Raw genomic sequence first — 26,172 nt, 5'->3', positions numbered from 1 at the left:
GCTCAAGGTGATTGATAAAACCGTCTCAGTAAGCTTGGTGGTACCCGTTTATAAAAGCGCAAGTACGCTCCCGCAATTTTACGAACGCGCGCGCGCGACTCTTGATCAGATTTGCGACGACTGGGAGATTATTCTTGTCGATGACGCGAGCCCGGACCAGACGTGGCTTGCCGCTCTGGCACTGCACGAACAAGACCGCAGAGTCAAAGTCGTTCGCTTCGCGAAGAACAAGGGGCAACAACATGCTACGTTGTGCGGCATCGGCTATGCCTGCAAACGCTGTGTCGTGACAATCGACGATGACCTGCAGTGCTTCCCCGAAGACCTCCCTCTGTTTATTGATCAACTTCAAGCCGGCAAGCATGTCGTCATCGGAAAGATCCCGATGGCTGAAAAACAGCACAGCGCCTGGCGCAACATGGCTTCGCGCATCAACCAGAAACTGGTTAGCAAGGTCATGGGCAAACCGACCGGTTTCAGCCTCTCGAGCTACAGGGCCATGAGTCAACAGGTGGCAAGACAGCTCGCCAGATATCAGGGCTCACACCCACATATCGCCGCGATGCTTTTTAATTCGGTGCCCGTCAGCATGATGGCGAACGTGAGCATTCGCCACGCGCCGCGCGCCGATGGCGGCCCAAGCACTTATACCCTTGGCAAGATGTTCAAAACGCTTTCGTTCCTTATCGTCAATTACTCCCTGTTACCACTTCGCTACGTGTCGATCTGGGGCTTTTTGGTCAGCGCGTCGAGCATTTTATTCGCTATGTATGTTCTGCTGCGCACCCTCCTGACCGATCAAATAGTGCCAGGCTGGGCATCGCTCGCGATCTTGCTGTCATTCCTCGCCGGTAACATCCTTCTGGCACTAGGTGTGCAAGGCGAGTACCTCGGAAGACTGGTCGAAAATGCAACCCACCTTAGTCAATTCCCCATTATTGAAGAGCATGTGGAGTAAAGATGACATCCGCTTACCGCGTCGTGGATTATTTCCCTGCTGAACACATTTTAAACAATGGGGTCTTTGCACACCTCGACGAAATCGATGCGCAAACACCAGGCGCACTGGTGTACTGTCAGAACTTGCACTATTTGCAAAAGGCTTTGGCTACGCCCAACGTCGCGTGTGCCTTGTGCCCCGAAAGTTTAAAAAATGAAGAGTTAGCGACTGAAAAATCAATTGTATTCTGTGCCGACCCACGCACCTCTTTTTTCCGCCTCTACAACCGTTTGAGTGAAGAGACAAAGTGCGCAGCTGCGCAAGCACCGCGCATCGGCGACAATTGCACGCTGCACCCCAGCGCCGTTATCTCGCCACTGGCCACACTGGGTAACAATGTCGAAATTTCAGCAAATGTGGTGATCGAAGGCCCTGTCGAGATCGGAGACAATGTCTACATCGGTTCAAATGCCGTTGTAGGCGCCGAAGGCTTGATCACGCTACGCAACGACAACGGCACGCTGATGGTGGTTAAACATCAGGGCGGTGTACGCATTGAATCGGGTTGCCAGATACTTGCTGGCGCAGTAATCGCCAGGTCCTTGTTCCAGCAGCCGACAACCATCAGCGAAAATTGCCAGATCGGCATCATGACCAACATTGGTCATGGCGCCGTGATTGGCAAGAACTCTGTGATTTCTGGCAATACCGTTATTGCAGGACGCACACGCCTGGGGACCGGCGCATGGGTTGGCGCCTCTTGCTCCATCGCACAGGGCCTTGTGATTGGCGACGCGGTACAAATAAAAATGGGCTCGGTTGTCATCGGCGACATCGCCCCAAACGGCGTCGTTTCTGGAAACTTCGCAATCAATCACAGGGCTAACATGACAGCCCACCTCAGGAAACAAAAGTGATGCACTTCATCGAGCTATCACTGGGATTCAAAGGCGAACGAACCTACATACAAGGGTCCGACATGCTCAATGCCACGATGCAGGCCATCACTCACCACGCACCGCACGCACGGATCGAAAAGCTGGACTTCAGAATCAGTAGAATGACCAGACATCTACTCACCTGTCACTGGTGGCCTAGATCAACCCCTCGATCATTGCCGGGTGAGGCTGTCGCTACCTTCACCTTTCAACTCGATGGTATTGATCATGAAGGCAAATTGATTCAAGGCGAAGGTTGCGCCGACACACGACGTGCTTACGACGAGTCGCTGGTTGAAAAACAATGTGTTTTCACACCCGCCCATCGGTCAGTGACCCTGACGACCATGCCAGATGACTTCTCTCCGATCGAAGTGCTGGTATCCATGAACAAGGCACTGCATCTCAAGGAATTGAGCATACCCAGTGGCAGCCAGTGGGTCTTCTGTCGCTGGGAAAGCCCAAAGTGGCCGCCGTGTTCTGACTTGAGCGGGGTAGGGCTGACACTTGAGCAGACGCTGGGCACTCGATTGACCCGTAGTCGCATTGAGCTCAAGGCAGAACATATCGGCATGCTCTACTTCAGCGCCCTCAAGGTCGAGTAGCCTACCGCTGGCACACGAACCTTGCAGTAAGGCGAGGTGCCAGTTCAGCGAGGCTTATGGCTCGACGATCAACACTACACGCCTCTCTCGACAGCTGCTAATGTGCGGCATCTTTTTGAAGCAGGCAACAGAGCAGCCCCCCTCTGTTGCATGGAGTGTGGCAACATGACCACCGTTCAGCTCAGTAGCCTGCAGACAACCTCGTCAACTGCCAGCGATGCCACCAAGCTTCCCTCCCGCAGTACAAACGTACCGGCCGGGGTAACTTCAACACCTATACGATGAATTACTAACCATGCCCCAGACAAAAGAACAACTTATCAACATTATTTCCCAGGCTGATGTTGTAGCAGATGCCTCAACGCTGCGCGACAACATCAACCTGAGCGACCAGGGCATTGACTCTCTCGGCATGTTCAACATCATTCTGTCTATCCAGGATCACTACGCCATCGAGATCCCTGACGAGGATATTGAAGACCTTAAATCCATCAATGACCTGGCCGATTACATAAAATCAAAACTGCAATAACCGACATCCCTTGTCATGTAAGGGAGGGAGGCAGACAGTATGTTCACTCTCCCTCATGCCGTTCTCGACCGTGACAGGGTTCACCAGCCTATTATCTACATAGCGTTAGCCTCACCCTCCTACGTTGAGCACCCTGCATGCCTTTGACGTTTTTGAAATTGTTGATCGCGTTTTTTATCTGTGCATTTCTCATACACACATTTGACCTTAAACTAACGGCATTAATCAGCGACATTACAGCATGGCACTACCTTGCGCTGGCTGCTGTTATCCCAATCACTTTGAGTTCTTTTTTTTCTGCCAACCGCTGGCAAGTGTTCCTGCGGCTCAATTCGATTGACGAAGCGTTAACAAACCTCTGGAAAATAAATCTGATCTCTCAATTTCAAGGTTTGATTTTACCCTCAACACAGGGAGCGGATGCCTTTCGTATGCTTCACATCGAACGACGCCACCCGAAAAAGCGGGGTACCGCAGGCAGTACGGTAATTATTGAGCGCATGATTGGACTATTGGTGTTATGTACCTTTACCCTTTTTGCCTTGCCCTTCTTACCTGCATCAGACAACTACACGCTGCTCATCATGACCGTCGGTGCCGTCAGCAGCATAGCAGTAGTGACCCAAATTATATTGACCAACAAAAAAATCCATGCACTTTATAGCCACCGCACCGTCAAAAACTCGTTACTTGCTCTATTGCTGATGTATATTCAAAAGCTTCATGCCAGCACGATAAACTTCCCCTACCGGCAGGCGCTCACGTCATCCCTGCTTTTTATCTGCTGCTATCAAATATCCCTGATATCGGTAGTGTATTTGGTATTTCGTGCCTATGGCTATGACATCCCCTTCATTCAGCACTTTGCTCTCTATCCAGTCATCGCCATCCTGACCATGGTTCCAATAACAGTGGGCGGGCTTGGGGTACGCGAAGGTTTTTTTGTTTATTTTTATGGTCTACTAGACGTACCAGCCAATATAGCTGTAGGCGCCTCCCTGGCAAACTACACTCTAATGGCCCTGATCCCTGCCACTTGCGGTGGCTTTATTTACTTGTGGGATACTATTCGGGAAAATCGCCAGCAGGACAGAAACTAAAACAGAGAGCCAGATTGATGCCCCCAGATCGCACCCCGCTCCCCAAGTCCGCCTTTGAGGTGCTTGCCCTGGCAGAGGCACGCCACTGGTGGTTTCGCACCCGTAACCGCGTGATCATTTGGGTGCTGAAATCTCACATCGGCAAAATCCGGAATTTCCTGGAGATTGGTTGCGGTACCGGCTTTGTGCTGGAAGGGATTCAGCAGGAGTATCCCGAAACGACACTCACCTACACCGAGTTTTTCGATGAAGGCCTGATGCACGCACGTCGACGCGTGCCCGGCGCAAGCTTTGAAAAGCTGGACGCGCGCGCCATGAACGATGCAGCGCGATTTGATGTAATTGGCGATTTTGATGTCATCGAACATATCAATGAAGATGAACAGGTACTGGCGAACCTTTCCCGTGCACTGCATAAGGATGGTCATCTATTGCTGACCGTTCCCCAGCACCGGTGGCTGTGGTCCGCGGCGGATGAACGCGCCTGTCATGTGCGCCGCTACACTCGACGCGAGCTTGTCGACAAGGTTGGCCGCGCCGACCTTGAGGTTCAATACGTCACATCCTTTGTCACCCTGCTCGTCTCCTTGATGTGGCTGGCACGACAGCGCCCCGGTCAAAAAAATGCGGAAGTAAACAGCGAGTTCGATATTTCTGACCGGACCAATCGGCTCCTTGAATTCGTTATGAAGATAGAGTTTGACCTTTTGAAGGCAGGCATCACCTTTCCTCTCGGCGGCTCACTCTTGCTGTTAGCCAAAAAACAATAATCTGGAGACCTACAGTGAGCGACGTTAAAATTCCCTTCAATCGCCCTTTCATGACGGGAAAGGAACTTTACTATATTGCAGAAGCAAAGTTCCTTAATAAGCTTGCTGGAGACGGCCCCTTCACTCGACGTTGCCATCAGTGGCTTGAACAGTACACCGCCAGCGAAAAGGCACTGTTGACGCACTCTTGTACTGCTGCCCTGGAAATGTCAGCCCTATTGCTGAATATTGAACCTGGGGATGAGGTCATCATGCCCTCTTACACCTTCGTCTCCACTGCCAACGCTTTTGTATTGCGCGGTGGAATACCGGTGTTTGTCGATATCAGAGAAGACACACTGAACCTGGACGAACGCTTGATTGAGGCTGCGATTACACCTCGCACCAAGGCAATCGTTCCGGTTCACTACGCTGGCGTCGCATGCGAAATGGACACGATTATGGAGATCGCCCGCCGGCACGGTCTCCGCGTGGTTGAGGATGCTGCGCAGGGGGTCATGGCCTCCTATAAAGGAAGAGCCTTGGGCAGTATTGGTGATCTGGGCGCATATAGCTTCCATGAAACCAAGAACGTGATATCCGGCGAAGGCGGCGCGCTACTGGTTAACGACCCGACACTGTCATTACGCGCCGAGGTTATTCGGGAGAAAGGTACGGACCGCAGCCGTTTCTTCAGAGGTGAAGTGGACAAGTACACTTGGCAGGAAGTCGGTTCTTCCTACCTGCCAGGTGAATTGACCGCCGCTTTTCTTTGGGCGCAGCTGGAAGAGGCACAGTCGATTACACAAAATCGCCTGGGCAGCTGGAACCACTATCACCAAGCGCTCGAAGGGCTTGAATCGACAGGCGCAGTACGCCGCCCGATCATTCCGGCAGATTGCACACACAATGCACACATGTACTATGTCTTGCTTGCTCCCGGCATCGATCGCCAACGCACGCTAGAGAAACTTAAACACGACAATATCCACCCGGTGTTCCATTACGTACCGCTGCATTCCTCACCGGCAGGACTGCGCTACGGCCGACAACATGGCGCGATGACAAATACAGACACCCTGTCGGAGTGCTTGATTCGCTTGCCACTGTGGGTGGGGCTGACAACGGAACAACAGGCAGGTATCGTCGACTCGCTACAGCGCGCCATATCCTGAAGAGGAACACGCAGCGTGCAATTGCTGATCTGCACACTGCGTAGCTGCACCCATGACATTGGACGCACGGTATATCGTTATCAGTAGATAAATGAACTAACTGCTCAGCACACTAGTGGCCTGACCTCTACTTTTGGCGAGTACTAAAAATGGGGGCTTACCGGGCGAACTGGCGTAACGAAGTGATTTTACAGGCTCGCTTCAGGTAGTCAAAGTGCATGTCAGCACATCTGAGGACTTACCTGGAGTTTCCAGAGAGCTTTCAGGTTCAATGGGGACAATGCAGGTTCAATGCTGGGATTGGGCTATCACTGGCGCCGATTAATAAGCCTTTACTGACGAATTTTGAATAATCGATTTTTAAATCGACTGGGTGTTGAAGAATGAGAGATGTTTTAACAAATAAAATTCCAATAATTGTTCTGGCATTGTTCTTTGCTGTATTACTGAGCGGGGTATTTCTTCCGGTTTACTCCGATGAAGTCATGACAAAATTCAGGGTTGCGCGGCTATTTCTGGAGGACGGAAATGCGGTTACCCTTTATCCACAATGCACAACAACTGCAGGGCGGACAGTTTCATGGGTATTTTATCCGGCCGGTATATTACTGTCGGCGATCTATGCCCACCTGGGTCCTTTTGGCTTGAGAGTGAGCGGTATTTCTTTATCGCTGATCTGGTTTGCCTTGCTCGCGTATTGGTGCTTGGCGCAGGCGCGTGATGTTGGAGGGGCTCTTCAGCGTTTCGCTGGATTGGTGGCGGTGGCTTCACTGGGCGTCCTACCCTATCTGTGGGTCTTGTCGCGCCCTGAACAACTTCTGATGCTGCCGATCCTGGTGCTTTGTTTGTTGGCGCTCTTCTTCAAGGAGCAGAAGTCTGCGCGCGCGCAGGTGGCAATGACTGTTGGGCTTGCATTGTTGCTGACATTATTTTTCTATGCTCACCCGAAGAGCATGTTCTATGCACCATTCGCGCTAGCGGCCGTGTGGTTCGCGACGGCAACGTACCACAAAGCGATTCGCTATGGCTTGTGGCTGTTCGTCGTGGTTCTGTGCATTCAGAACTTTCACTATTTCAGCGCGCTGGCGGGCTGTCAGGATGCGCCGAACATTCAAAAAATGCTGGCGGCCAACACATTGTTACCGGGTATGCTGTTCTCTGCACCAGCTGAGTTTGTCAGCGCCGCATACAATAATTTAATAAGCTTCCCTGACCGGGTGTTGATACATCTGACCTTTAATGCCACTTTTCAATCAGGCTGGCTGCCTCCTATGGTCGGTAGCTTTGAAGAGTTGCCGTACCTCAATCTTGCCATTTATTATTTTCTGTACGCGTTTATTATCGGAATCCACGTTGTAAGCATCCCGGTATTTCTGTTCCAAGTGGTTCGCCGCCAAGTGTCTGCGTCTGTGGTGCTGGCGCTGTTGTTGGTCGGCGCAGATTTGATCAATGCGTTTTTTTACAACATCCAGAATTTTTATGCAGGCATTCAATTCATGCCTGTGTCGATCATCATCACAGCCCTGTTGATGCATTCCCGACGCGCAGTGAAGCCGAGTAACATACCCACGCTAGTCGCCTATTCACTGTTGTTGCTGCTGTCTATGGCGTCGATGGTGACACTGTTAGCCCTCGTGACCCCTGACATCACACGCAACTCCTCCTTCGCTCAATCGAGCTTGCCCGGGCAGCCACTTTCGATTCCGGTGCTGGGGACTCAGCTTCACTTGGATTCAATCAACAAACTGGGGGCGTCATGTGGTATTCCTGCGGAGTCGGCAGAAAATGTCGTAGTGGACCACATGACATATTTTGCCTTTTTGCGCGACAAGAAACCGATCCACGTGCTCTATGTGTCTGAGATCGGCTACGGTGGCGACTTGAGTAACGGCAGGCTGCTGCCATTTCTCAAAGGACTGAATAGCCCAGGCCTGGTCACGCGTTGCGAATGGGTGCCGTATGAATTCCGGCAGGCCCAGGAGAAGGACGATATGGGCTACTGCTGTGTCAATTTCGGCAAGATCTGACTAGCGTTACCGGCATTAGTGCCCTCGGCACCCCGGAAACGGGAGGCCGAGGGGGCTCGATCATTTCCTTGACCGTCACGCCCTTGCGATGGGCCTTGGCAATTGCACCAGGTTCGGCCAGCTCAGCTTCGCGCCGCTTGAGCCGGGCTTGGGTCGTGGTCTTGCGATCGAAGGTCTGGCTTTCCTGATAAACTGTCATACCCTTTTGCATGATGCGGATCTGTGCGGTGTACGCTGCAGAGCCATCCTTGCGCTTGCGAACGGTGATCGATCCCATGGATTTTGCTACACGAGTGGTTTGCGTTGATACATAGCAGCAAGGCTCACTCAATATTAAGCAAAAACCGTAGTAAACCGTAGCAAATGAGAAGTAGCTAAATGCCGATGAAACCCACAGAAAACCTGGCCTATCCAGCAGATTCGGTATCCAGGAGGTTTTCTGTTGCACCCATGATGGATTGGACTGATAGACACTGCCGCTTCTTCCTGCGCCTATTGTCAAAAAACGCCCTGCTCTACACCGAAATGGTCACCACTGGCGCGCTTCTCAACGGCGACCACGAACGCTTCCTGCGTCACAACGAAGCCGAACACCCGCTCGCCCTGCAACTCGGCGGCAGTGTTCCACTGGACCTGGCTGCCTGCGCGCGCATGGCTCAGGAGCATGGTTACGACGAGGTGAACCTGAATGTCGGCTGCCCGAGTGATCGGGTGCAGAACAATATGATCGGCGCGTGCCTGATGGGGCATCCGCAGTTGGTGGCCGATTGTGTGAAGGCGATGCGTGATGCAGTGTCGATTCCGGTGACGGTCAAGCACCGTATCGGGATCAATGGCCGGGACAGTTACGAGGAGCTGTGCGATTTCGTCGGCACGGTGCGGGATGCCGGGTGCACCAGCTTTACCGTGCATGCGCGGATCGCAATTCTGGAGGGATTGTCGCCGAAGGAGAACCGTGACATCCCGCCCCTGCGTTATGACGTGGCAGCGCAGTTGAAGGCGGATTTTCCTGAGCTGGAGATTATCCTCAACGGCGGGATCAAGACGCTGGAGGCTTGCCACGAACATTTGCAGACGTTCGACGGCGTGATGTTGGGCCGCGAGGCGTATCACAACCCTTATGTGATGGCCGAGGTGGACCAGCAGCTGTTCGGCAGCGCGGCGCCGGTGATCAGCCGGGCCGAGGCCCTGGCGCAGTTGCGTCCTTATATAGCGGCGCACATCGCAGCAGGTGGTTCGATGCACCACATCACTCGCCATGTGCTTGGACTGGGAACCGGGTTCCCGGGAGCACGCAAGTTTCGGCAGTTATTGTCGGTGGATATTCACAAGGCCAAAGAGCCTTTGGCGTTGCTGGATCAAGCGGCGGAGTTGCTTGAGGGGCGTTAACGGTTAGCCGCTGCCCTGCGACCAGGCTGCATGTCCTGCAGCCTGGTGCAAGTGTCAGAGCGCTGCAGCTTCGGTCCAGTCAACCCAACCGAATACCCACGTTGCCAGAATCAGCAAACCGAATCCGATCCGGTACCAGGCGAACACGGCGTAACTGTGGCTGGCGATGAACTTGAGCAAACCACGCACGGCGATCATGGCGAAAAAGAACGCCGTCACGAAACCCAGCGCAAATACTGGCAGGTCGCCAGCCTGAAACAGATCCCGATACTTATAGCCTGAATACACGGCGGCACCAACCATGGTCGGCATCGCCAGAAAGAACGAAAACTCCGTAGCCGCCTTACGCGACAGGCCAAACAGCAACCCGCCGATAATCGTCGATCCGGAGCGCGAGGTGCCCGGGATCATCGCCAGGCATTGCGCGAAACCGACCTTGAGGGCGTCGGCCCAGCGCATATCGTCAACATGCTCGACAGACACCACATGTTCCCGCTGCTCGGCCCACAACATGATGATGCCACCCACCACTAATGCCACTGCTACAGTGATTGGATTAAACAGATACTCATGGATCTTATCGGCGAACAACACCCCCAGGACCACTGCCGGAAGAAAACCGATCAATAGATTCAAGGTGAAACGTTGTGCATTGCGTTGAGTCGGTAAGCCGGTAACGATCTCGAGAATCTTGCGACGGAACTCCCAGACAACTGCCAGGATCGCGCCCAATTGAATGATGATGTTAAAAGCCATGGCTCGCTCGCCGCCGAAGCTGAGCAAGTCCGCGACAACAATCTGGTGCCCTGTACTTGATATCGGCAAAAACTCCGTCAGACCTTCGACCATCCCTAAAACCAACACTGATATGGTTGTCCAAAGATCCATTAATTCCTCCCTCAACGACAAATACCCATGCGTCGACTTCGCTCTGATTCAACGCCAACACGAAAGTAAAGCGCATTAGACAAACTAATAAAACTCAATGTTATGAAATGTCCATGGTCAACACCACCAACATGAACGTTATATAACGGTTAATATTGGATAGCTCCGAGCCAAACAAGAGCAATCACTCGCACTTGAATCAACAAAGCCCTACTGCCTCATGGCACCCAATGAAAAAAATCAAGCTGCGGGAACTTTAGCGGCATCCACGGTCGTATTGATGCGAAAAACCGGGACATCGGGACAAAAGATGGCACAATGATATGACCTGTCAGCCCGCGAGATTCCAATAGGCCATCAGGCCTCTTGAGCCATTGGTAAGCAAACGATCACGTGAGAATCACCAGCAACGTTAAAAAAAGGTAGCGACCGCTTGAAAAACGAGTGAAATGTTACCAATTGTCAGTCACAACCGAGAATGGGTGCTTTAACATTCAAATGCCAGCACCCAGCCGAGTCAAAGCATGATGCTTACAGGGAAAATAACGACTACAGACCACAGCTACGCGAAGGAGGAGAAAGGTATTCTCACCGTTGGGCGAACCCACACGCTAGCTGAGGGCTTTAGGGAATTAGTCGCAAGCCACGTAGGCAAGGATATTGCCGTTGATGCAATGTGCTATAGCAACTCATTCAAAAGAAACAAGAATACTGATTCATACCGTGCAATTTTTATCGTAATCGACAGCCCTCAAGCATTTGTTGAAAGCCTCACCGCGGTAGAAAATATTCGCGTCGAAAATCTGGCGTCAATAATTTTCGTGGCCATCACCGGTAGAGGCACCTACAACAAGATGAAGTATTATTTTGCCGGGGCCGACTACTGTATTAATTGCGATACTTTTGCAGACAAAAAATGTGACGTACTGTCCGAATTTTTTAACAGTCCAGAATGGCAAAAAAAGCATAATCTGCTTTTGGACCCTACTCGCATGTGCCTGATTGGCGAGTATAAAAAACTGGATGTATCGTTTGCAGAAATGAAAATTCTTGAGGCTTTTTCTCAGACCAAAAACCAAATATTGAGCCATGATGAAATCGCCATGATCATGGGGCTGAATATAAATTTTTATGACCCAAGAGCCTTGGAAAAGTCGATCAGTCGCCTTCGCGGCAAAATAAAAGGCATGTATGGAACCAACGCCATTCAAAGTATCCGTGGGCATGGATATCGTTTAATCAGGGGTCTGATCTCGACAACCTGATTCTTAATGTAAAAGGGAGTTTCTGTTTTATGAACGCAACAGGGAGCGTGCGATTCTACGATCACGCAGAGCATTACCTGTCTCGACAATTGATCCTCACTCGGGATGACTGCCCGTTTGCCAGCGAGATCAGAATACATTTTGACGATTCTGCTTCCGCGCCCTGCGCGCCAGAGGCGTATCAGATGAGTGGGATCTACAGTGAAGTACTGATGCAAACCAGGCTGATTGCGTTCTCACTAAAAGATCGCGACACCACTAACGGGAGCAAGTACTTAAGCCGTAGTTTTGTTTGCGTAAAACAGTCGGACCTCGCCAACTCTGCGCTCACGGAAGAGTTGATACAGTCCGGCGCTGCTCTGCGCGAATTTGGCCAGACACTGGTTATCGCGCTCAATGAACTACCCCTCTCGGCAGTCAGCTTCGCAGAAAAAAAGAAAATCCTTCATAACGTGTATCTATTGAAAGATCACGGCATAGAAATCGCGCTCGACGATTACAACATCGACGATGAAAGTATCGAAATCTTTACAACCCTGAATCTATTCGACTATATAAAGATTTCCACTTCCTCTCTAGACTTGAGTCTCAAACTCAGCGGCAATCCAGAATTATTCAATCGCCTCCACGAACGCATGACCATGCTCACTCACAACACAAAAGTCTCCTTTATAGCAGACAGAGTCGAGCATGCTGCCAGCCATATACTGGCACGTGCGCTGCCCTTTGATTACTTCCAAGGGAGCCATTACTCCCCCGCCGACAACCTTTAAATCAACACCCAGATGTGCAAATCAGGAGAGAGCCATGGATAGCAGCACAAACCTCCCTAGAAAATACTTTGTCGTGGTTACTCACAACCCCGCACTACAACTAGAGCTTGAGGCATTACTGACCAGCAAGCGATATAACAGTTACGGCACGTCACAGGCAAAGATGTTTTATGAAGGCGTTGCCCCACCCACTTCTGCCCCCAAGCTTATGGAATTTATTTCCCCGCAGGTAGCCAAGATGGTTCCTCCGGTTATCAAGCATGATACCCAGCGCATCCTTTCGACGTTCAAGTCCGAATGGCAAGCAGTCCAATCCGTAACGAAATTTACTCACTTCACATCAACTGCGGACAACGCCAGAGATGACACCAGGGAATGCGTCTCCCAGGCGGCCAAACCGCACGCTCCACTGACTGAAACCTGGCGACTGAGCGATGCCAACGGCGCGCTGACCAAAGATGGCGTGGAGATTGCCTTGACTGGCCTGGAGGCCACGCTGCTGAAAAAAATGCTGCACCATGAAGATCGCGTGGTCAGCAAGGACGATCTTATCCGCAGCATCGGCAGAGAACCTGAACACTATCGGGGTCTCGAAATGTGCCTGAGCCGACTACAGGATAAGTTTAAAAACGCCAGTAACGGCGAACGTCTTTTCCGTGCAGTAAGGAATCGTGGGTACTGCCTGATACAAAAAATCGTACGCGTAAAAAGACCAGCCTGAACCATTCAGGCGCTCACCCCGGCAGTGCAATACAACAATAAAAAAGCACGCCAATTTACCTCCCCCTCTCCACCCGCCCCCTCTAAAAAGCCGTGTTAACAAATTTGAACCCAGACTATTTCTAACGCTGCTCTCGCCCAGATATATCAACCATATACACCGCCCACTCGTTAGAAGTCGTCAGACAGCACTCGCATTAATAAATTAATCTACTCACTGACGAGAGCGCCATTCCTTGGCGTTTCGCTCATCAATGCAGCGCCATCTTATAAAAACAATAACTCTGCTTCATCAACTTTGGCAGTTGTCTGTCGAAACGCGAATGGACGTATTTTGGGGATATCGCATGGTTAACAATCTTCGTATCAATCGAAATACCAACCTCAAAGGATTGACCTTCTGGGGACAGTGGGCACTGGGTCAGGGATTTGTTGTCGCCCTGTTACTTCTAATGGTTTATTACCAGACTGGAACGGTAGAGTTCTATTATCGAGTATGCGCAACGCTTACGGTGCTTGCATCGGTTCCGGCCTATACATGGTGCGGCGTCTATGCAAAGAAAGACAATTACCTGGAAGGGTTGATAAGACTACTGATGGGTTGGTCAATGACACTGGCAGCGTTAGCTATTGTCGCCTTTCTCTGTAAGGCCAACGAACTGTTTTCTCGTCAAATCATTCTTGTATGGGCTATCGGCAGCTACATCGGACAGGCACTGTTGTACGTCCCACTGCATGGTTTTTCGAAGTACTACCAACGGGCGCTTCAAATTGAGCGCAGAACGCTGATAGTGGGTACTGGTGAGCTGGCACTGGGGTTGGCTAACAAGCTTCGTGCCCTCGAGCACTTCCCATTGGTCGGCCTGGTAAGCTCCGACACCACTCCTTTGCTGGAGACAGGCGTGCCACCGGTCGTAGGCCCGCAAGAGGAACTGCTCGAACTGATCAAGACTCATGACATCCGACGCCTGTACATCACGCTCCCCTTGAGCGAAGCGGTACAAATCGAAGAAATGTATCTCGACTTGCTGGATGCCAACGTCGATGTTGTCTGGGTTCCGGACTTGAACAGCCTGACGCTGCTCAATCACTCGGTCAGTGATGTGGATGGCATGCCGGCAATCCATTTGATTGAATGCCCGCTGAGCAGCCAACCCACAGCCGCGTTGAGCAAAAGCCTGCTCGATAAATGCGTGGCACTGATGGCCATTATCGCTCTAAGCCCGTTACTTTTGCTCATTGGCCTGGCCGTCAAATTCACCTCCCACGGTCCGGTATTTTTCAAACAGGAACGCCACGGGTGGAACGGGAAGGTTATCAAAGTCTGGAAGTTTCGATCCATGCGCGTGCACGACGATCACGAGGTGAAGCAAGCCAGTCGTAACGACTCGCGGATTACCCCGATCGGGCGCTTTATCCGTCGCACTTCCATTGACGAGTTGCCGCAGCTCTTCAATGTATTGCAAGGTCATATGGCGCTGGTTGGACCTCGCCCTCATGCCGTTGCGCACAACAACTACTACTCCGGCAAGATTCTCGCCTACATGGCTCGCCATCGAATCAAACCGGGTATCACCGGGCTGGCTCAAATCAACGGTTGCCGCGGCGAGACCGACACCATCGACAAGATGCAGAAGCGCGTCGAGATCGACCTCAAGTACATCAATAACTGGTCGTTGTGGCTGGATGTGAAAATCCTGGTGAAGACGCCGTTCACCTTGCTGTCAAAAGACATTTATTGAGGGCGCACCCGCAGAATCAGGCGGCGTGAAACTAGCACCGGCAACTTAAGAAACTTGAGCGACAACCACCCCGTGGGGAGCTGGGTTCGCCCGCGAAGAGAACACGGCGACTTTTCATTTACGCGCCATTGTTATTCGCGGACAAGCCACACTCCCCCACGGCGGCAAGGCCTCGAAGTCTTGAGTAGGCGTTTCAGTAAGGACGCGACAACACTGGAGTTTGCCGCAACAGCGCAAGGAAGATTCCGATGATTACAAGTGAGCAATGCGCCGCCTCAATGCTTACTGATACCAACAAGGGCATGCTAATCGTTTGCTCACACTGCAGCAGCGTCATCAGGAGCAACACTCGCAGCTCCCCCCTCCTGCAAATCACGCTCGCGCCGGTCCGTAGAGCGAAAGCAGCTATATCCCTGGTTAACCAGATTGATCTCTGCACGCTCGTCCTGGCTCGCCTTGCATTGAACCAAATATCATGCGCTAGCGGTGAGACTCCCAGGCAGGGTCGTTCGAGCAGCCGAAGCAACACAATCAACCCCTTCTGCGCTTATGTGATCAAGTAGCTCCGTGGCTTTCTCCACGACCTTGCGACGGATTTTTCCCGAGGATGGAAACGCACCTGAAAAACGGAATTGGCCGATCATGGAAACTTCGCCCTTTAAAAAACGCGAAATCTTTTGGCAATAACCGAATGCTAGAGAACGCTTTATCCAAAGTAACTCCCTTACACTTCTCATCAAACCACACCTCACAACGCCTAACACACCCCAATGCAGGACAACACAAAAAAACCGAAAACGTTATAATTCGTCCGATAAAAACCGGGAATGTTATTTAATATCTGCCTTTATACGTGGATATTTTTTTGCAACTTGGTAATCACTGGTCGCATAGCATTTAATGGTTGATGTTGTCATGGGTTGGCAGTTATGATTTTTAGCATAGCAACTGTCAAGCACGCTCGAAGTCCAAATTTCAGCAGACCAGAGTCTTCGCAGTGAGAAAGCTGATCCAGCACGGTAACTCCTCACGGAAAGAGGCATATACCCAATAGCTGCAAGTCGTCAAAAAAGTGCCGTTGAAGAAAAACAGAATTTCAGTCTTTCCAATTGCACCATCACCGCAAGTGTGGAATGTCCAGGGAGGTTGCCTTGTTTAATAAGATTCTAATCGTTTGCATTGGCAACATTTGCCGAAGCCCCACTGCAGAGCAATTGTTGCGAGAAGCACTGGTCCGGTCCGACATCGAAGTCAGCTCCGCGGGTCTTGGCGCGCTACAAGACCACCCGATCGAACCCACCGCCCGGATCGTACTGGAAGAACACGGCCATCTGCCACAAGAGCACAAGGCCAATCAACTGACCCCTGCCGCCATTAGCGAATCGGACCTGATCCTGGTGATGGAGCAGTCGCATATAGACCGCGTTCTCAAGATCGCGCCTGAAGCGCGTGGAAAAGTCTTCTTGCTGGGCAAGTGGCAGAACAACCGCGAAATCAGCGACCCCTACCGTCAAGGCAAACCTGCTTTTGTGCATGCATACGCGTTGATTGAAGAAGCAGTAACCGCCTGGGCAACGCGTCTCGCACGCTAAACCATTCCTCGATACCTGTTAAAAAGAACTCACTTATGCAGCAAACTCCAGCATTAACCTCACATGACGATGATGATATCGACTTGATGGGCCTACTCGGGACACTGGTCGATCATAAATGGTTGATTGCCGGGATAACTGCTGCCTCTATGGCCGCTGGTACGGCGTATGCGGTGTTGGCCACTCCTGTTTACGAGGCAACTGCCTTGATACAGGTGGAGGCCAAAAAAAATGACATGCTCGGCTTCTCCGACATCAACAGCATGTTGGGTAAAGAGTCACCTTCAGCCACAGAAATTGAATTAATCAAATCGCGCGCCATCGTCGGCAAGGTTGTCGACAATCTATCGCTCGATATTACTGTCGAGCCGAACCGGTTTCCGGTGATCGGCGACTTTATTGCTCGTCGGTTCAAACCAGACACGGTCAATACGGTCGCAAAGCCATTACTTGGCATGAACAGTTTTGCCTGGGGTGGCGAAACCCTGAAAATATTTCAGCTCGAACTCCCACAAGAGTTTTTGGGTCAGGAATTAACTCTCATCAGCGGTGAAAGTGGCCACTTCACTTTGCTGGATGAAGACAACAATGTCCTGATCGAAGGCCAAGTGGGTCAAGCCTATGATCAGGACGGCATTAAACTGCAAGTCGAAGTGTTGCAGGCGAATCCTGGTACAACGTTCAGCATTGTGCGTGACCCACGCCTGACCAGTATTTTGAAGTACCAAAAGGTACTGGAAGTATCAGAGCGCGGTAAAGAATCCGGTATGATCGGAATGGCTCTTGAAAGCGAGGAACCGGCTGAAGCCATTCAAATCCTCAATGAAATCGCAAAGCTCTATGTACGGCAAAATGTCGAGCGGACATCGGCCGAAGCCGCTCAAAGCTTGGAGTTTCTAAAAGATCAACTGCCTCAGGTCCGGAAAGATCTGGAGAGAGCCGAAAACGCCCTGAACAAGTATCAAATTCGTAGTAAATCCATCGATATCAGTCTGGAAGCCAAAGCCATTCTCGATCAGATCGTGGCGCTTGATACCAGCATCTCCGAACTGAAATTGCAGCAAGCGGAAATGGATCGCAAGTTTACCCGCCAGCATCCCGCCTATCGGGCCTTGCTCAGCCAATTAGGTGAACTGACAGCGAAGCAGGACGGCTTGGCCAAAAAAGTCGAGGGTCTGCCTTCAACACAGCAAGAACTGCTTAGCCTCACCCGCGATGTAAAAGTCAGCACCGAAATTTATACCCAGCTCCTGAATAAATCCCAGGAACTGGATGTAATGCGTGCCGGCACCGTGGGTAACGCGCGCTTGATCGATACAGCCGATGTGGATCTGCGCAAGCCCGTTAAACCCAAAAAAGTCCTGATCGTACTCATTGCCACCCTGCTCGGGGCTTTCTTGGCTACTGCATTGGTGCTTTTTCGAAAAGCCCTTAACCGCGGCGTGGAAAATCCGGACCAAATTGAACAGCTGGGGTTGCCGGTGTACGCATCGATTCCTTTCAGCACACTGCAAAAAGGTGAAGAAAGCAAAATCCTCCGGAACGGCCGAGGCCGCGCCAACAAGGTCGCCCCCATACTGGCAAGCAGTCACCCCACCGACCTGGCCATAGAAGGTTTGCGCAGTCTGCGCACCAGTCTGCACTTCGCCATGCTCGAAGCCGGCAATAATCGCCTGATGATCTCCGGCCCGAGCCCTAAGGTTGGTAAAACGTTCGTTTCCGCCAACCTCGCAGCAGTGATCGCTCAGACCGGCCAGCGTGTATTGCTGATCGACGTGGATATGCGCAAAGGGTATTTGCATAAGGTATTTGGAACTCCCGCTGAAAACGGGCTTTCTGATTTACTCGTCAAGCGCTGCGACCTGGCAACCGCGATCAATAAAACTGAATTCGAGCACCTTGACGTTATCGGTCGCGGACAAATACCGCCCAACCCTTCAGAACTGCTAATGCATGCGAACTTCAGTGCCTTTCTGGAGCAAGTCAGCGCCCAGTACGACTTGGTTATTCTGGATACCCCACCTCTGCTCGCAGTAACGGACGCGGCGATTGTCGGCCGCCAGTCGGGCACAAGTTTGATTGTGACGCGTTTTGCGCTTAACCCGGTTCGTGAAATTGAATTGACCATGCGTCGCTTTGCTCAAAATGGCATTGAATTGAAAGGCGCCATTTTTAATGGCGTTGAAAAGCGCGCCTCGGCAAAATATGGCTATGCCGATTACGGTTATTACAATTACGAATATAAGTCAGAAAGTGTTTAATTAGTGCGCTGCCCTTAATTAAAGCCGAGCGCACCTGAGTTTTAAGGCCGCTCGTTACTGCACGTGCAATATAAGATTCACACCTCCAGGACACATATGAAAAAGATACTTGGGACATTAGCGGAACAGGGCGCCTATACGGGTGGTTTCTTCCTCACCCAAGTCATTGCCGCACGCGCACTGAACCTCAATGACTTCGCTTTGTTCTCTGCACTGTATTCGTCGGTGATTCTGCTCAGCATCATTCATGCCAGCACCGCCGCCGATATCCTACTGATGTTTGGCCGGCGCGGGCAGTCGCTCGAACCGCGCAGCCTGTTGAATATACTGTATCCGGTAGTTGCGCTCGCGGTAGTTGCCACGGGCTACTTCGCGATCACCACGGGCCGCCCATTGACGGTCGTCCTGATGCCGTTCTTCTTCATGGCGTTTATCATGTACTGGTCCTTGCGCAGCTTGGCCATTCTCAATCGCAAGACGTCCGGCCTGCTGGTTCCGCCCCTGTTGCAAGTGGCCGTGCTGTCCACGCTGCTGCTCCTCGAGAGCGCCTCGCTCGACTTGATCGTTGCCCTGATTGCCCTGTGCCTCGGCGCTCCTGCGTTGTTTTTCTGGCGACGCCTAGGCACTGGGAAACGATACGTCATCGAGCCCCGCGACTGGGTTGGCTTCAGCATCAGCAACAGCGCCGCCCAAATTGTGTTGTGGACGATGACCCATGGCATGGTGATCTTCCTGCTGGCTTCCGGTGACACTGCTGGCTCGGCCTTTTTTCGCATTGTCATGACCTTGATCCTGCCAGCTCAATACTTTGGTATTGCTCTGTCCAATCACTACCTGCCAAGGCTGATGAAACTGCGGGCTGAGGACAACGGTGCCTACTACCGGCAATGCGCGCAGTTGGCATTGTTGGGTGTAGGGGCAAGCGCAGTGTATGGCGGGCTGTTGATTTTGGGGGGCGATCGCATTCCGGCTTTGATCTTCGGCGAAGCGTTCAGCGGCATCGGGTTGTCGCAGCTGGCGATCCTGCCAGTCAGCCTTGCCGTCATCCAGTCTGGCCGTACCATTCTCAAGTCATCCGGATTCAACCATTACGTGCTGCTGGCCATGCTGGTCGGCCTTGCCGGCTTCACCCTTCACTTAATCGACCACCACTACACCTTGACCACTGGCGCGATGTTGCTAGGGGTCAACCTGACGGCGGCAATCATCGTGCTAGCCGTGCTGCTGACGGCTTTGTTGACCCGCTTTCATTCTACTCAGGAGCGCGCATGAATATCGTGATTGGAGGGGTTCCGTTCAGTCAGAACCTAGGCGACGGAATCATTTTTGAAAACATCAAGAACCTGTACAACAGCACTGAGAAGGCCGCGAAGGTGTCACCTTTGGACATTGCCGGGCGGGATGATTTCGAAACGGGCGCGACTTCCTCGGATCTTAAATTCAGGATGCTCCACGCTATTCCGGCCGTCGGCCGCAAACCTTTGCTGGCGTTATTTTTCTATCTGAAATACCAATGGGTGTGGCGTAAATCCTGGCGATCCAAACTGGCCGAGGCTGATTTGCTGACCGTAGGCGGTGGACAACTGTTTCTCGATGAAGAGCTCAACTTCCCGCTTAAATTGTATTTTCTGTCGTTGACCGCCAAGCAATTGCCAGCTTTGAAAACCGTGATCGCGTTTGTCGGCGTATCACCCACGCTGAGTCCTCTGGGAAAACTACTGTTTCGACGGGCGCTAAAAAACTTCAATCCACAGTCGATCTCGGTGCGCGACGAAGAGTCCAGGCAGAATTTCATCCGATTGATCAACCCGAACCTCGACGTCAAGGTCGTTCCGGACCCTGGGGTCAATTCCAAGCAGTGCTATAAAGTTGAAAGCGTGCCTTGCGATCAGCACAAAAGGATCGGCATTTGTATTTCCAATCCCAAGGGGCTCGATGTGCAAGGGCGACTCGGCAAACCTTTCCAAGAGCATACCCGCAGTTACTTCAAAAGCCTGGTCGAGTTGCTCGATCGGAAGGGGTATCACGTCTCACTGTTTACAAACGGCGCGAGCGAAGACGAGTTCCTGAAAGACGAAATTTACAACGCGTGTAGACCATTGGTCGACGTGTGTGAAGACAAACCGAAAACGCCCAGTGATCTGGTGAACACTATCAACCGTTACGACCTGATCGTGGCGCACCGGTTGCACGCCAATATTATTGCCTACTCGCTGGGTATCACGTCTATTGGCCTGCGCTGGGATACCAAGCTTCATTCGTTTTTCAAGTCGATCAACCGCGAGCACCTGTTTATTGACACGGTACTCCCAACGGCCGAACAGACCGTCGAGTTGATCGATAAACACCTGAATTTCAGCATGACGAGCCCTGGCTCAGCGTTGATTCATGAGTTGATGGACGAAGTCGAAAGTCACTTGGCGTAATGATCAATAATGGATAACCGTCAGGATGTAACTCTGGGGGCACGGCTGTTGCTGTGCCTATTGTTGATGTCGTTTGTGCTTGCGATCTATATGTTTCAGGACGTGTTGTTGCCCAAGCACTTCTTTACCGATGCCGGCACCATCAGCAACTTGATAAATTACGTCGACCTGGGTAGTGCCCAGACCGACTCGTTCGTCAGCACCGCCTGGGTGTTCAGCAACTTAGGGGACGACGGATCGCAAGTATTCCTGCTGGTCGGCGTTATCAGCGTAGTGCTGCTGATGTCGTTCCGCTCCCAGCGCTACGAACTGGTCGGCTTCACGTTGTTGTACATGGTGCCGTTCACCTTGTTCAATTTGAAGCTCTCGAAAGAGGCGATCGTGATCGTCATGAACTTCAGCTGTTGCCTGGCTTGCCTCTCAGGCCGAAGCAAAGTGTTCAAGGTGGTTTTCGTGGCTTCGTTGTACCTGCTGTATGCCTACTTTTTCAGGTTCTATTACGCGTTCATTGCTGTGGGTATGGTGTTTTTGACCTGTTTCTTTTCCGCACATGGACGCTTGCGTACGACCTTGTTGTGTCTGGCGCTGGTGGCCTGCCTAGTGCTGCCTGGGGACGTCTGGACGCAGTTGCAACTGGCCCGGGATACCGTCAATACCAGTCGAGAAGGCCTTAGTGATTCGAAAACTATTTTCTCGAACCTGTTGACGCCCAATGGCATTGTCACCGCGTTGCCCAATTCGCTGTACGGCGCCGTGCGGTTTTTGTTTGCACCGGCGTTCTCTTTTCGGCCCCAGGAACTCCTGCTCTCCATGGTGCTGTGGAGCGTGATCGTACTCATGGTCAGAAACAAAAATTACAGCCATCCGCTGATGGCCTTGCTAATGGCTAACTTCCTGATCCAGACCTTTTTCGAACCGGACCTAGGGTCGTTCCTCAGGCACATGACGGCCTACGCCTTCTGTCTTTACGCAGTGCCCAAGGCACCGGCCAACCACGCTATGGACGGGGCACGAGCATGAATAGAACGCGCCGCTTGTTAAACGTCGCCGAGACGGCAAAAGGGGGCATCGCCAGTTACCTGAATATACCGGGGCTCAAGCGCGAGGCCTTGAGTTGTGGGTTTTCCTATCCAATCCCCGAAGCTCACAAAGCCCAGGTCATCTCCGTCAATGTGATTACTCATGAGTGCGGGCGAAGTGTGTTCGGGACCTTCTTGCTAGCGGTCAAACTGGCGTCGGCTGTCCGACAGATACGGCCCATCGTGATCTTTGCACACAGTGCCTTTGCCAAAGTCAGCCTTTGCCTGGCGTACACGTTTTTCCTGGCCAAACATATCAAGGCGTTGTACCGCCCTCATGGCGGGACGAACTTTCGCGATAGTTCGGCGCGAATGAAGAAGGTTGTCCAATTCATCGGGCGCGCCATGTCGTTCATCCAGGCGGTGTACGGTAAACATTTCCCACTACGAGCACCGCAAGACTCGAGAGTCGGGTTTCTCCAGTAAATGCACGTTGATCGAAAACTCAAGCCTGAGGGTATTAGCGTTCATTATTTCATCACTCTCTCGGATATTTATTACAAATCCGATCCGACGCAGGAGAGTAATAAATATTGCAACCGAAAGAGCTTGCTAGTCAAAAATACACTTCCGACTAAAATTCAATACTTGCCTCTTGATGCGAGACCATATGAAAATTCTACATGTTGCGGAAACGATAAAGGGTGGCGTTGCGACCATAGCAAGACAGCTTATGCTTTCCCAGATAAGTTCGGGGCTCGAATCCACCTGCCTTGTGCCGAAAACACAAGCTGTCGAGTTGATTAGTGTTCCGCTAAAGAATATCGAGACCTACAACTCGACCGGCCGAAACATTCCGTCACTGCTTAAATTCATAGTCGCTCTTTCTATAACCCTGCATACACGCAGACCTGATATTGTTCATCTCCATAGCACGTTCGCTGGGCTTTGCGGACGAGTCATATTGTTTTTCATGCTACCTTTTTATAGACCAAAAATTATTTATTGCCCTCACGGATGGGCGTTCATAATGGATGGTGGAAACGCTAAAAAAAGAGCATTCGCATTAATTGAGCGACTACTCCTCAAGATCACTGACACGGTCATATGCGTTAGTAAATTTGAACAAGAGGCAGCGCTTTCCCAAGGGTTTTCGAAAGAAAAGATAATCATCGTAAATAACTGTGTCGAACCGCCTCAACCAGTTCAGGCTATTAATCATTTCGACCGCGACGTTGTGAACCTACTTTACGTAGGTAGATTCGACCATGCCAAAGGATTTGATACTTTGGTGGACGCAATGGCCCAGCTTGAGGGACACCCCTTTCGCCTCACTGCAGTAGGAGACACTGTACAGGGTGGCCCTCCGCCAAAAAAACTGAATAACATTAACTACGTTGGATGGCTACACCCCTCTGATTTAGCTGGTTATTTTAGTAACGCTGATGTGTTGATCATGCCCAGCAGGTGGGAGTCATTCGGTTTGGTGGCGGCAGAAGCCCACAGTTATGGCCTTCCCGTCGTTGCTAGCCGATGCTGCTCGCTTCCGGAAGTTGTAGCGGAAGGGGTAACCGGATTTTTGTTTGAACCAGGTTCTTCCCGTGAACTCGTGGCTCTTTTGAAAAGAATACCTCGCTCAACGTGGAGCAAACTGGGGCGCAATTCTTATGAGCGTTACGAGGCAAAATTCAAATCTGAAATTATGTGCACTGCTGTCTTAAACATTTATAACAATAGTCCGACATCCAAAAAGCTTGAAACAAACGAAGCATAAACATGCGGCTAATAAAATTTAAGCTTAAAATATATTAACTCCCAAGCCGACTTGCAATATCGGTGATATGGTTATCCCCTATATCACCGCTGGGTTGGCCCCGAGGTCATTGATTCCTAACACCTGTCGGCCGATGTACTGGTTGTGCCGCCGCGGTGTCAGGGATTTGGCCTACGGACATATGAGTGCGCTACCGACAGCCATCCAAACAACAAGGGTGAACATCTGGAATCTGGGTATCAGTTCAGCGTGCTGGAAATGATTCGGACCTTTGAGCAAGCTGGGGGGCGAGCAGTGTCTCATCAAGTGGTTGAACGTCGCCCAGGGGGGATATTCCCCAGTGCCAGGCTGCTCCGAAAAAAGCCGCCCATGAATTCGACTGGAGGGCCAAGCGTGGTTTGCAGGAAATGATGGTCGATACTTGGCACCGGCAAGCCTCTAACCCGCAAGACTATGGCCAGTAGCATCTCTCGTATGGCGTAGTGATCAGGCGCGAACCATGACACCTGCACCTTATACCCGATAACAATTGTTATAAACAGCGAGCACGTTAGAAAACGTCAGACCTGTCGAGCCTCCTACGCAGGTATTCTTAAGGCAATAATTGCAAGATAAACCTCACTGAGGAATGACCCAGAGGTCTACGCTCATCGAGTTCGAATCAATACTATCCTTAACGTTAATGGACGCTCAGCGTTTTTGGCCTTGCACGCTCGCTTCTTAGTTTCACCGCCAATACCGACGATGCATCAAAAAGGAATCTACCATGACCAAATTACTTGCTTCCGCTCTATTGCTGTCTTTAAGTGCCTCCGTTTTAGCCGCTGAGCCCCCTGCAGCGTCTTCCGCACCAGGCACACCTGCAAAAAACGCTTCTTTGAATCAGTCCACCCCTCTCGTAGGCAGCCTGTCCACAGAGGCTGCTCTCGGCCTCGGCGCCGTGGTTGTCGCCGGAGCCGCTGCACTGTCATCCAGTGGTGGTGGCAGCAACAATGGCAGCGGCACTACCGGCACTACTGGTACTACCGGCACCACCGGTACACGCTAAGCGCACCGCGAGGTCGATAGTCTTCTACTACCCGGAGCAATCCGGGTGGTTCAGTTCTGATGTGTTCCCCCCACAAGTGTCCTCAATCATGATTCGTAGTTTGTCGCTCGCTGTGCTTGCAGGCGTAGCCCTGCAAGGCTGTATGTTCTCACCCGGTCAACACCTGGATACCAGTCAGGTCGGCCGTGATGGCTCACCGGAAAGCAGTCGGATCGAGTTGATTCCGATAACGCCCAAACTGATTGCCCAGAACGCGGCGACAAAAGTGCAAGCCTCGGTGCCCGCCGAATTGTTGGCGTTCAAGCCGGGGGCTTACCGGATTGGCGCCAATGATGTGTTGTACATCACGGTGTGGGACCATCCTGAGTTGACCGCACCATCAGGTGCGCAACAGCAAATTGATGCGAACGGTCGCCTGGTACGCCCAGACGGCACCTTGTTTTACCCCTATATCGGCAATATTCATGCCGCAGGTAAAACCATCGAGGAGCTACGCGGTTTTATTGCCGAGCGCCTGACACAATTCGTCGACAGCCCCCAGGTTGACTTGAGTGTTTTGCGGTTTGCCAGTCAAAAAGTCGTTATTTCCGGCGCCATTTTAAAAGCCGGTCAACAACCCATAACCACGTCGCCACTCACTGTCGTCGAAGCCATGGGTATTGCGACTGTCGATCCATTGAATGCCGACCTTGCGGGCCTGACACTGACCCGGGACGGACGTGAGTACCCTCTCGACCTGGACTCGCTAAACAGCAAAGGCTCGCTGTTGCATAGCGTCTACTTAAAAGACGGCGATCAGTTGTACCTGCCCTACAACGACCGGAAAAAAATCTACGTCATGGGTGAGGTCAACCAGCCGCGGGCACTCACGTACAAAATCAACCGGATGAATCTGGCGAATGCGATCGGAACGGTCGGTGGACTGAACCAGACCACCTCCAACGGCAATGCGCTGTATGTCATTCGAGGTGCGGAAAACCTTGAAACCGAGCCGGCAAAAGTCTTTCAGCTGGACGCCGAATCGCCTACCGCGTTTGCTCTCGCCACCCGCTTCGATCTGCAACCCCAGGACATCGTCTACGTCGGCCCTGCAGGCGTGACCCGCTGGAACCGCTTGATCAGTCAGTTGCTGCCCTCGGCTACTATCCTGGGTACCGGAGCGGCAGCTCAAAACAATCTCAGTGAAGCCAGCAGTCGATAAGGTTTGAG

General features: G+C 51.8%; 23 protein-coding genes and 2 pseudogenes. 22 read left to right on the top strand and 3 right to left on the bottom strand.

Annotation, left to right across the window (positions count from 1 at the left end; all coding sequences use genetic code 11):
- Positions 1–7: 7 nt before the first annotated feature.
- The 8 genes from AC1Q6Y_RS17405 (at position 8) to AC1Q6Y_RS17370 (ending at position 8,066) form a co-directional block, all read left to right on the top strand.
- On the top strand, positions 8–958 hold the full coding sequence (locus AC1Q6Y_RS17405) for a glycosyltransferase family 2 protein (protein ID WP_157858931.1): 951 nt from the start codon (positions 8–10) through the stop codon (positions 956–958).
- Positions 959–960: 2 nt separating this feature from the next.
- Positions 961–1,857, top strand: coding sequence for a DapH/DapD/GlmU-related protein (locus AC1Q6Y_RS17400; RefSeq protein ID WP_057715609.1), 897 nt, complete (start codon positions 961–963; stop codon positions 1,855–1,857).
- Positions 1,857–2,483, top strand: a complete 627-nt coding sequence (locus AC1Q6Y_RS17395; RefSeq protein ID WP_492624865.1) for a hypothetical protein — start codon at positions 1,857–1,859, stop codon at positions 2,481–2,483. Before AC1Q6Y_RS17400 ends, AC1Q6Y_RS17395 begins: the two co-directional genes overlap by 1 nt.
- 295 nt (positions 2,484–2,778) lie before the next feature.
- Positions 2,779–3,015 (top strand): acyl carrier protein, encoded by a 237-nt coding sequence (locus AC1Q6Y_RS17390; protein WP_057715611.1) that lies wholly within the window; start codon positions 2,779–2,781, stop codon positions 3,013–3,015.
- A gap of 137 nt (positions 3,016–3,152) precedes the next feature.
- Positions 3,153–4,115: a lysylphosphatidylglycerol synthase transmembrane domain-containing protein gene (locus tag AC1Q6Y_RS17385; RefSeq protein WP_492624864.1), complete on the top strand. Its 963-nt coding sequence runs from the start codon at positions 3,153–3,155 to the stop codon at positions 4,113–4,115.
- 17 nt (positions 4,116–4,132) lie between these two features.
- Positions 4,133–4,885: a class I SAM-dependent methyltransferase gene (locus AC1Q6Y_RS17380; protein WP_407515314.1), complete on the top strand. Its 753-nt coding sequence runs from the start codon at positions 4,133–4,135 to the stop codon at positions 4,883–4,885.
- Between the two features lie 14 nt (positions 4,886–4,899).
- Positions 4,900–6,039: a dTDP-4-amino-4,6-dideoxygalactose transaminase gene (gene rffA / locus AC1Q6Y_RS17375; RefSeq protein WP_079246778.1), complete on the top strand. Its 1,140-nt coding sequence runs from the start codon at positions 4,900–4,902 to the stop codon at positions 6,037–6,039.
- A gap of 383 nt (positions 6,040–6,422) precedes the next feature.
- Complete coding sequence (locus AC1Q6Y_RS17370; RefSeq protein WP_492624863.1) at positions 6,423–8,066, top strand: hypothetical protein; 1,644 nt, start codon at positions 6,423–6,425, stop codon at positions 8,064–8,066.
- A gap of 55 nt (positions 8,067–8,121) precedes the next feature.
- Here the strand turns inward: AC1Q6Y_RS17370 and AC1Q6Y_RS17365 are convergent.
- Positions 8,122–8,343, bottom strand: a pseudogene (locus AC1Q6Y_RS17365) (site-specific integrase); the annotation flags it as partial.
- Between the two features lie 107 nt (positions 8,344–8,450).
- Here AC1Q6Y_RS17365 and dusA point away from each other — a divergent pair.
- Entirely contained in the window at positions 8,451–9,455 is a 1,005-nt protein-coding gene (gene dusA / locus AC1Q6Y_RS17360; protein ID WP_492624935.1) for a tRNA dihydrouridine(20/20a) synthase DusA, read from the top strand.
- 54 nt (positions 9,456–9,509) lie between these two features.
- Here the strand turns inward: dusA and AC1Q6Y_RS17355 are convergent, their stop codons facing one another.
- Positions 9,510–10,343: an undecaprenyl-diphosphate phosphatase gene (locus tag AC1Q6Y_RS17355; protein ID WP_057715616.1), complete on the bottom strand. Its 834-nt coding sequence runs from the start codon at positions 10,341–10,343 to the stop codon at positions 9,510–9,512.
- A gap of 524 nt (positions 10,344–10,867) precedes the next feature.
- Between AC1Q6Y_RS17355 and AC1Q6Y_RS17350 the strand changes: the two genes are divergently transcribed.
- The 4 genes from AC1Q6Y_RS17350 (at position 10,868) to AC1Q6Y_RS17335 (ending at position 14,843) form a co-directional block, all read left to right on the top strand.
- On the top strand, positions 10,868–11,608 hold the full coding sequence (locus tag AC1Q6Y_RS17350; protein WP_492624862.1) for a winged helix-turn-helix domain-containing protein: 741 nt from the start codon (positions 10,868–10,870) through the stop codon (positions 11,606–11,608).
- Positions 11,609–11,637: 29 nt separating this feature from the next.
- Positions 11,638–12,381, top strand: coding sequence for an EAL domain-containing protein (locus AC1Q6Y_RS17345; RefSeq protein WP_057715618.1), 744 nt, complete (start codon positions 11,638–11,640; stop codon positions 12,379–12,381).
- A gap of 34 nt (positions 12,382–12,415) precedes the next feature.
- Positions 12,416–13,102: a winged helix-turn-helix domain-containing protein gene (locus AC1Q6Y_RS17340; protein WP_492624861.1), complete on the top strand. Its 687-nt coding sequence runs from the start codon at positions 12,416–12,418 to the stop codon at positions 13,100–13,102.
- Between the two features lie 346 nt (positions 13,103–13,448).
- Entirely contained in the window at positions 13,449–14,843 is a 1,395-nt protein-coding gene (locus AC1Q6Y_RS17335) for an undecaprenyl-phosphate glucose phosphotransferase (protein ID WP_489340116.1), read from the top strand.
- A gap of 365 nt (positions 14,844–15,208) precedes the next feature.
- Here the strand turns inward: AC1Q6Y_RS17335 and AC1Q6Y_RS17330 are convergent.
- Positions 15,209–15,313 (bottom strand): annotated as a pseudogene (locus AC1Q6Y_RS17330) (transcription/translation regulatory transformer protein RfaH); the annotation flags it as partial.
- Positions 15,314–15,994: 681 nt separating this feature from the next.
- Between AC1Q6Y_RS17330 and AC1Q6Y_RS17325 the strand changes: the two are divergent.
- The 9 genes from AC1Q6Y_RS17325 to AC1Q6Y_RS17285 all read left to right on the top strand — a co-directional run bounded on the left by AC1Q6Y_RS17325 (position 15,995) and on the right by AC1Q6Y_RS17285 (position 26,164).
- Positions 15,995–16,435 carry a low molecular weight protein-tyrosine-phosphatase gene (locus AC1Q6Y_RS17325; RefSeq protein WP_489340115.1) on the top strand — a complete coding sequence of 147 codons (441 nt, stop codon included), beginning with the start codon at positions 15,995–15,997 and terminating at the stop codon, positions 16,433–16,435.
- A gap of 35 nt (positions 16,436–16,470) precedes the next feature.
- Entirely contained in the window at positions 16,471–18,696 is a 2,226-nt protein-coding gene (locus tag AC1Q6Y_RS17320) for a polysaccharide biosynthesis tyrosine autokinase (RefSeq protein WP_492624860.1), read from the top strand.
- A gap of 96 nt (positions 18,697–18,792) precedes the next feature.
- Positions 18,793–19,968 (top strand): polysaccharide biosynthesis protein, encoded by a 1,176-nt coding sequence (locus AC1Q6Y_RS17315; RefSeq protein ID WP_489340113.1) that lies wholly within the window; start codon positions 18,793–18,795, stop codon positions 19,966–19,968.
- On the top strand, positions 19,965–21,122 hold the full coding sequence (locus tag AC1Q6Y_RS17310; protein ID WP_489340112.1) for a polysaccharide pyruvyl transferase family protein: 1,158 nt from the start codon (positions 19,965–19,967) through the stop codon (positions 21,120–21,122). The genes AC1Q6Y_RS17315 and AC1Q6Y_RS17310 overlap by 4 nt, the downstream gene beginning before the upstream one ends.
- A 9-nt stretch (positions 21,123–21,131) precedes the next feature.
- Positions 21,132–22,142 (top strand): hypothetical protein, encoded by a 1,011-nt coding sequence (locus tag AC1Q6Y_RS17305; RefSeq protein WP_492624859.1) that lies wholly within the window; start codon positions 21,132–21,134, stop codon positions 22,140–22,142.
- Positions 22,139–22,627: a hypothetical protein gene (locus AC1Q6Y_RS17300; RefSeq protein WP_492624858.1), complete on the top strand. Its 489-nt coding sequence runs from the start codon at positions 22,139–22,141 to the stop codon at positions 22,625–22,627. Before AC1Q6Y_RS17305 ends, AC1Q6Y_RS17300 begins: the two co-directional genes overlap by 4 nt.
- 184 nt (positions 22,628–22,811) lie before the next feature.
- Positions 22,812–23,915, top strand: coding sequence for a glycosyltransferase (locus AC1Q6Y_RS17295; protein WP_492624857.1), 1,104 nt, complete (start codon positions 22,812–22,814; stop codon positions 23,913–23,915).
- 766 nt (positions 23,916–24,681) lie between these two features.
- Positions 24,682–24,963 (top strand): hypothetical protein, encoded by a 282-nt coding sequence (locus AC1Q6Y_RS17290; RefSeq protein ID WP_492624856.1) that lies wholly within the window; start codon positions 24,682–24,684, stop codon positions 24,961–24,963.
- Positions 24,964–25,051: 88 nt separating this feature from the next.
- Positions 25,052–26,164 carry a polysaccharide biosynthesis/export family protein gene (locus AC1Q6Y_RS17285; protein WP_489340107.1) on the top strand — a complete coding sequence of 371 codons (1,113 nt, stop codon included), beginning with the start codon at positions 25,052–25,054 and terminating at the stop codon, positions 26,162–26,164.
- Positions 26,165–26,172 lie beyond the last annotated feature (8 nt).

This window comes from Pseudomonas sp. GW823-FHT06E10 (assembly GCF_058794995.1).
Note: the sequence above shows the minus strand (reverse complement) of the source record. Positions and strands in the feature narration are given on the sequence as shown.

Bases quoted from the DNA above. Each gene is read 5' to 3' on its own strand.
- AC1Q6Y_RS17300 (WP_492624858.1), top strand. From the start codon at position 22,139: ATGAATAGAACGCGCCGCTTGTTAAACGTCGCCGAGACGGCAAAAGGG.
- AC1Q6Y_RS17295 (WP_492624857.1), top strand. From the start codon at position 22,812: ATGAAAATTCTACATGTTGCGGAAACGATAAAGGGTGGCGTTGCGACC.
- AC1Q6Y_RS17370 (WP_492624863.1), top strand. From the start codon at position 6,423: ATGAGAGATGTTTTAACAAATAAAATTCCAATAATTGTTCTGGCATTG.
- AC1Q6Y_RS17340 (WP_492624861.1), top strand. From the start codon at position 12,416: ATGGATAGCAGCACAAACCTCCCTAGAAAATACTTTGTCGTGGTTACT.
- AC1Q6Y_RS17350 (WP_492624862.1), top strand. From the start codon at position 10,868: ATGATGCTTACAGGGAAAATAACGACTACAGACCACAGCTACGCGAAG.
- AC1Q6Y_RS17385 (WP_492624864.1), top strand. From the start codon at position 3,153: ATGCCTTTGACGTTTTTGAAATTGTTGATCGCGTTTTTTATCTGTGCA.
- AC1Q6Y_RS17315 (WP_489340113.1), top strand. From the start codon at position 18,793: ATGAAAAAGATACTTGGGACATTAGCGGAACAGGGCGCCTATACGGGT.
- AC1Q6Y_RS17285 (WP_489340107.1), top strand. From the start codon at position 25,052: ATGATTCGTAGTTTGTCGCTCGCTGTGCTTGCAGGCGTAGCCCTGCAA.
- AC1Q6Y_RS17290 (WP_492624856.1), top strand. From the start codon at position 24,682: ATGACCAAATTACTTGCTTCCGCTCTATTGCTGTCTTTAAGTGCCTCC.
- AC1Q6Y_RS17310 (WP_489340112.1), top strand. From the start codon at position 19,965: ATGAATATCGTGATTGGAGGGGTTCCGTTCAGTCAGAACCTAGGCGAC.
- AC1Q6Y_RS17395 (WP_492624865.1), top strand. From the start codon at position 1,857: ATGCACTTCATCGAGCTATCACTGGGATTCAAAGGCGAACGAACCTAC.
- AC1Q6Y_RS17400 (WP_057715609.1), top strand. From the start codon at position 961: ATGACATCCGCTTACCGCGTCGTGGATTATTTCCCTGCTGAACACATT.
- dusA (WP_492624935.1), top strand. From the start codon at position 8,451: ATGAAACCCACAGAAAACCTGGCCTATCCAGCAGATTCGGTATCCAGG.
- AC1Q6Y_RS17320 (WP_492624860.1), top strand. From the start codon at position 16,471: ATGCAGCAAACTCCAGCATTAACCTCACATGACGATGATGATATCGAC.
- AC1Q6Y_RS17355 (WP_057715616.1), bottom strand. From the start codon at position 10,343: ATGGATCTTTGGACAACCATATCAGTGTTGGTTTTAGGGATGGTCGAA.
- AC1Q6Y_RS17345 (WP_057715618.1), top strand. From the start codon at position 11,638: ATGAACGCAACAGGGAGCGTGCGATTCTACGATCACGCAGAGCATTAC.
- AC1Q6Y_RS17305 (WP_492624859.1), top strand. From the start codon at position 21,132: ATGGATAACCGTCAGGATGTAACTCTGGGGGCACGGCTGTTGCTGTGC.
- AC1Q6Y_RS17390 (WP_057715611.1), top strand. From the start codon at position 2,779: ATGCCCCAGACAAAAGAACAACTTATCAACATTATTTCCCAGGCTGAT.
- AC1Q6Y_RS17380 (WP_407515314.1), top strand. From the start codon at position 4,133: ATGCCCCCAGATCGCACCCCGCTCCCCAAGTCCGCCTTTGAGGTGCTT.
- AC1Q6Y_RS17335 (WP_489340116.1), top strand. From the start codon at position 13,449: ATGGTTAACAATCTTCGTATCAATCGAAATACCAACCTCAAAGGATTG.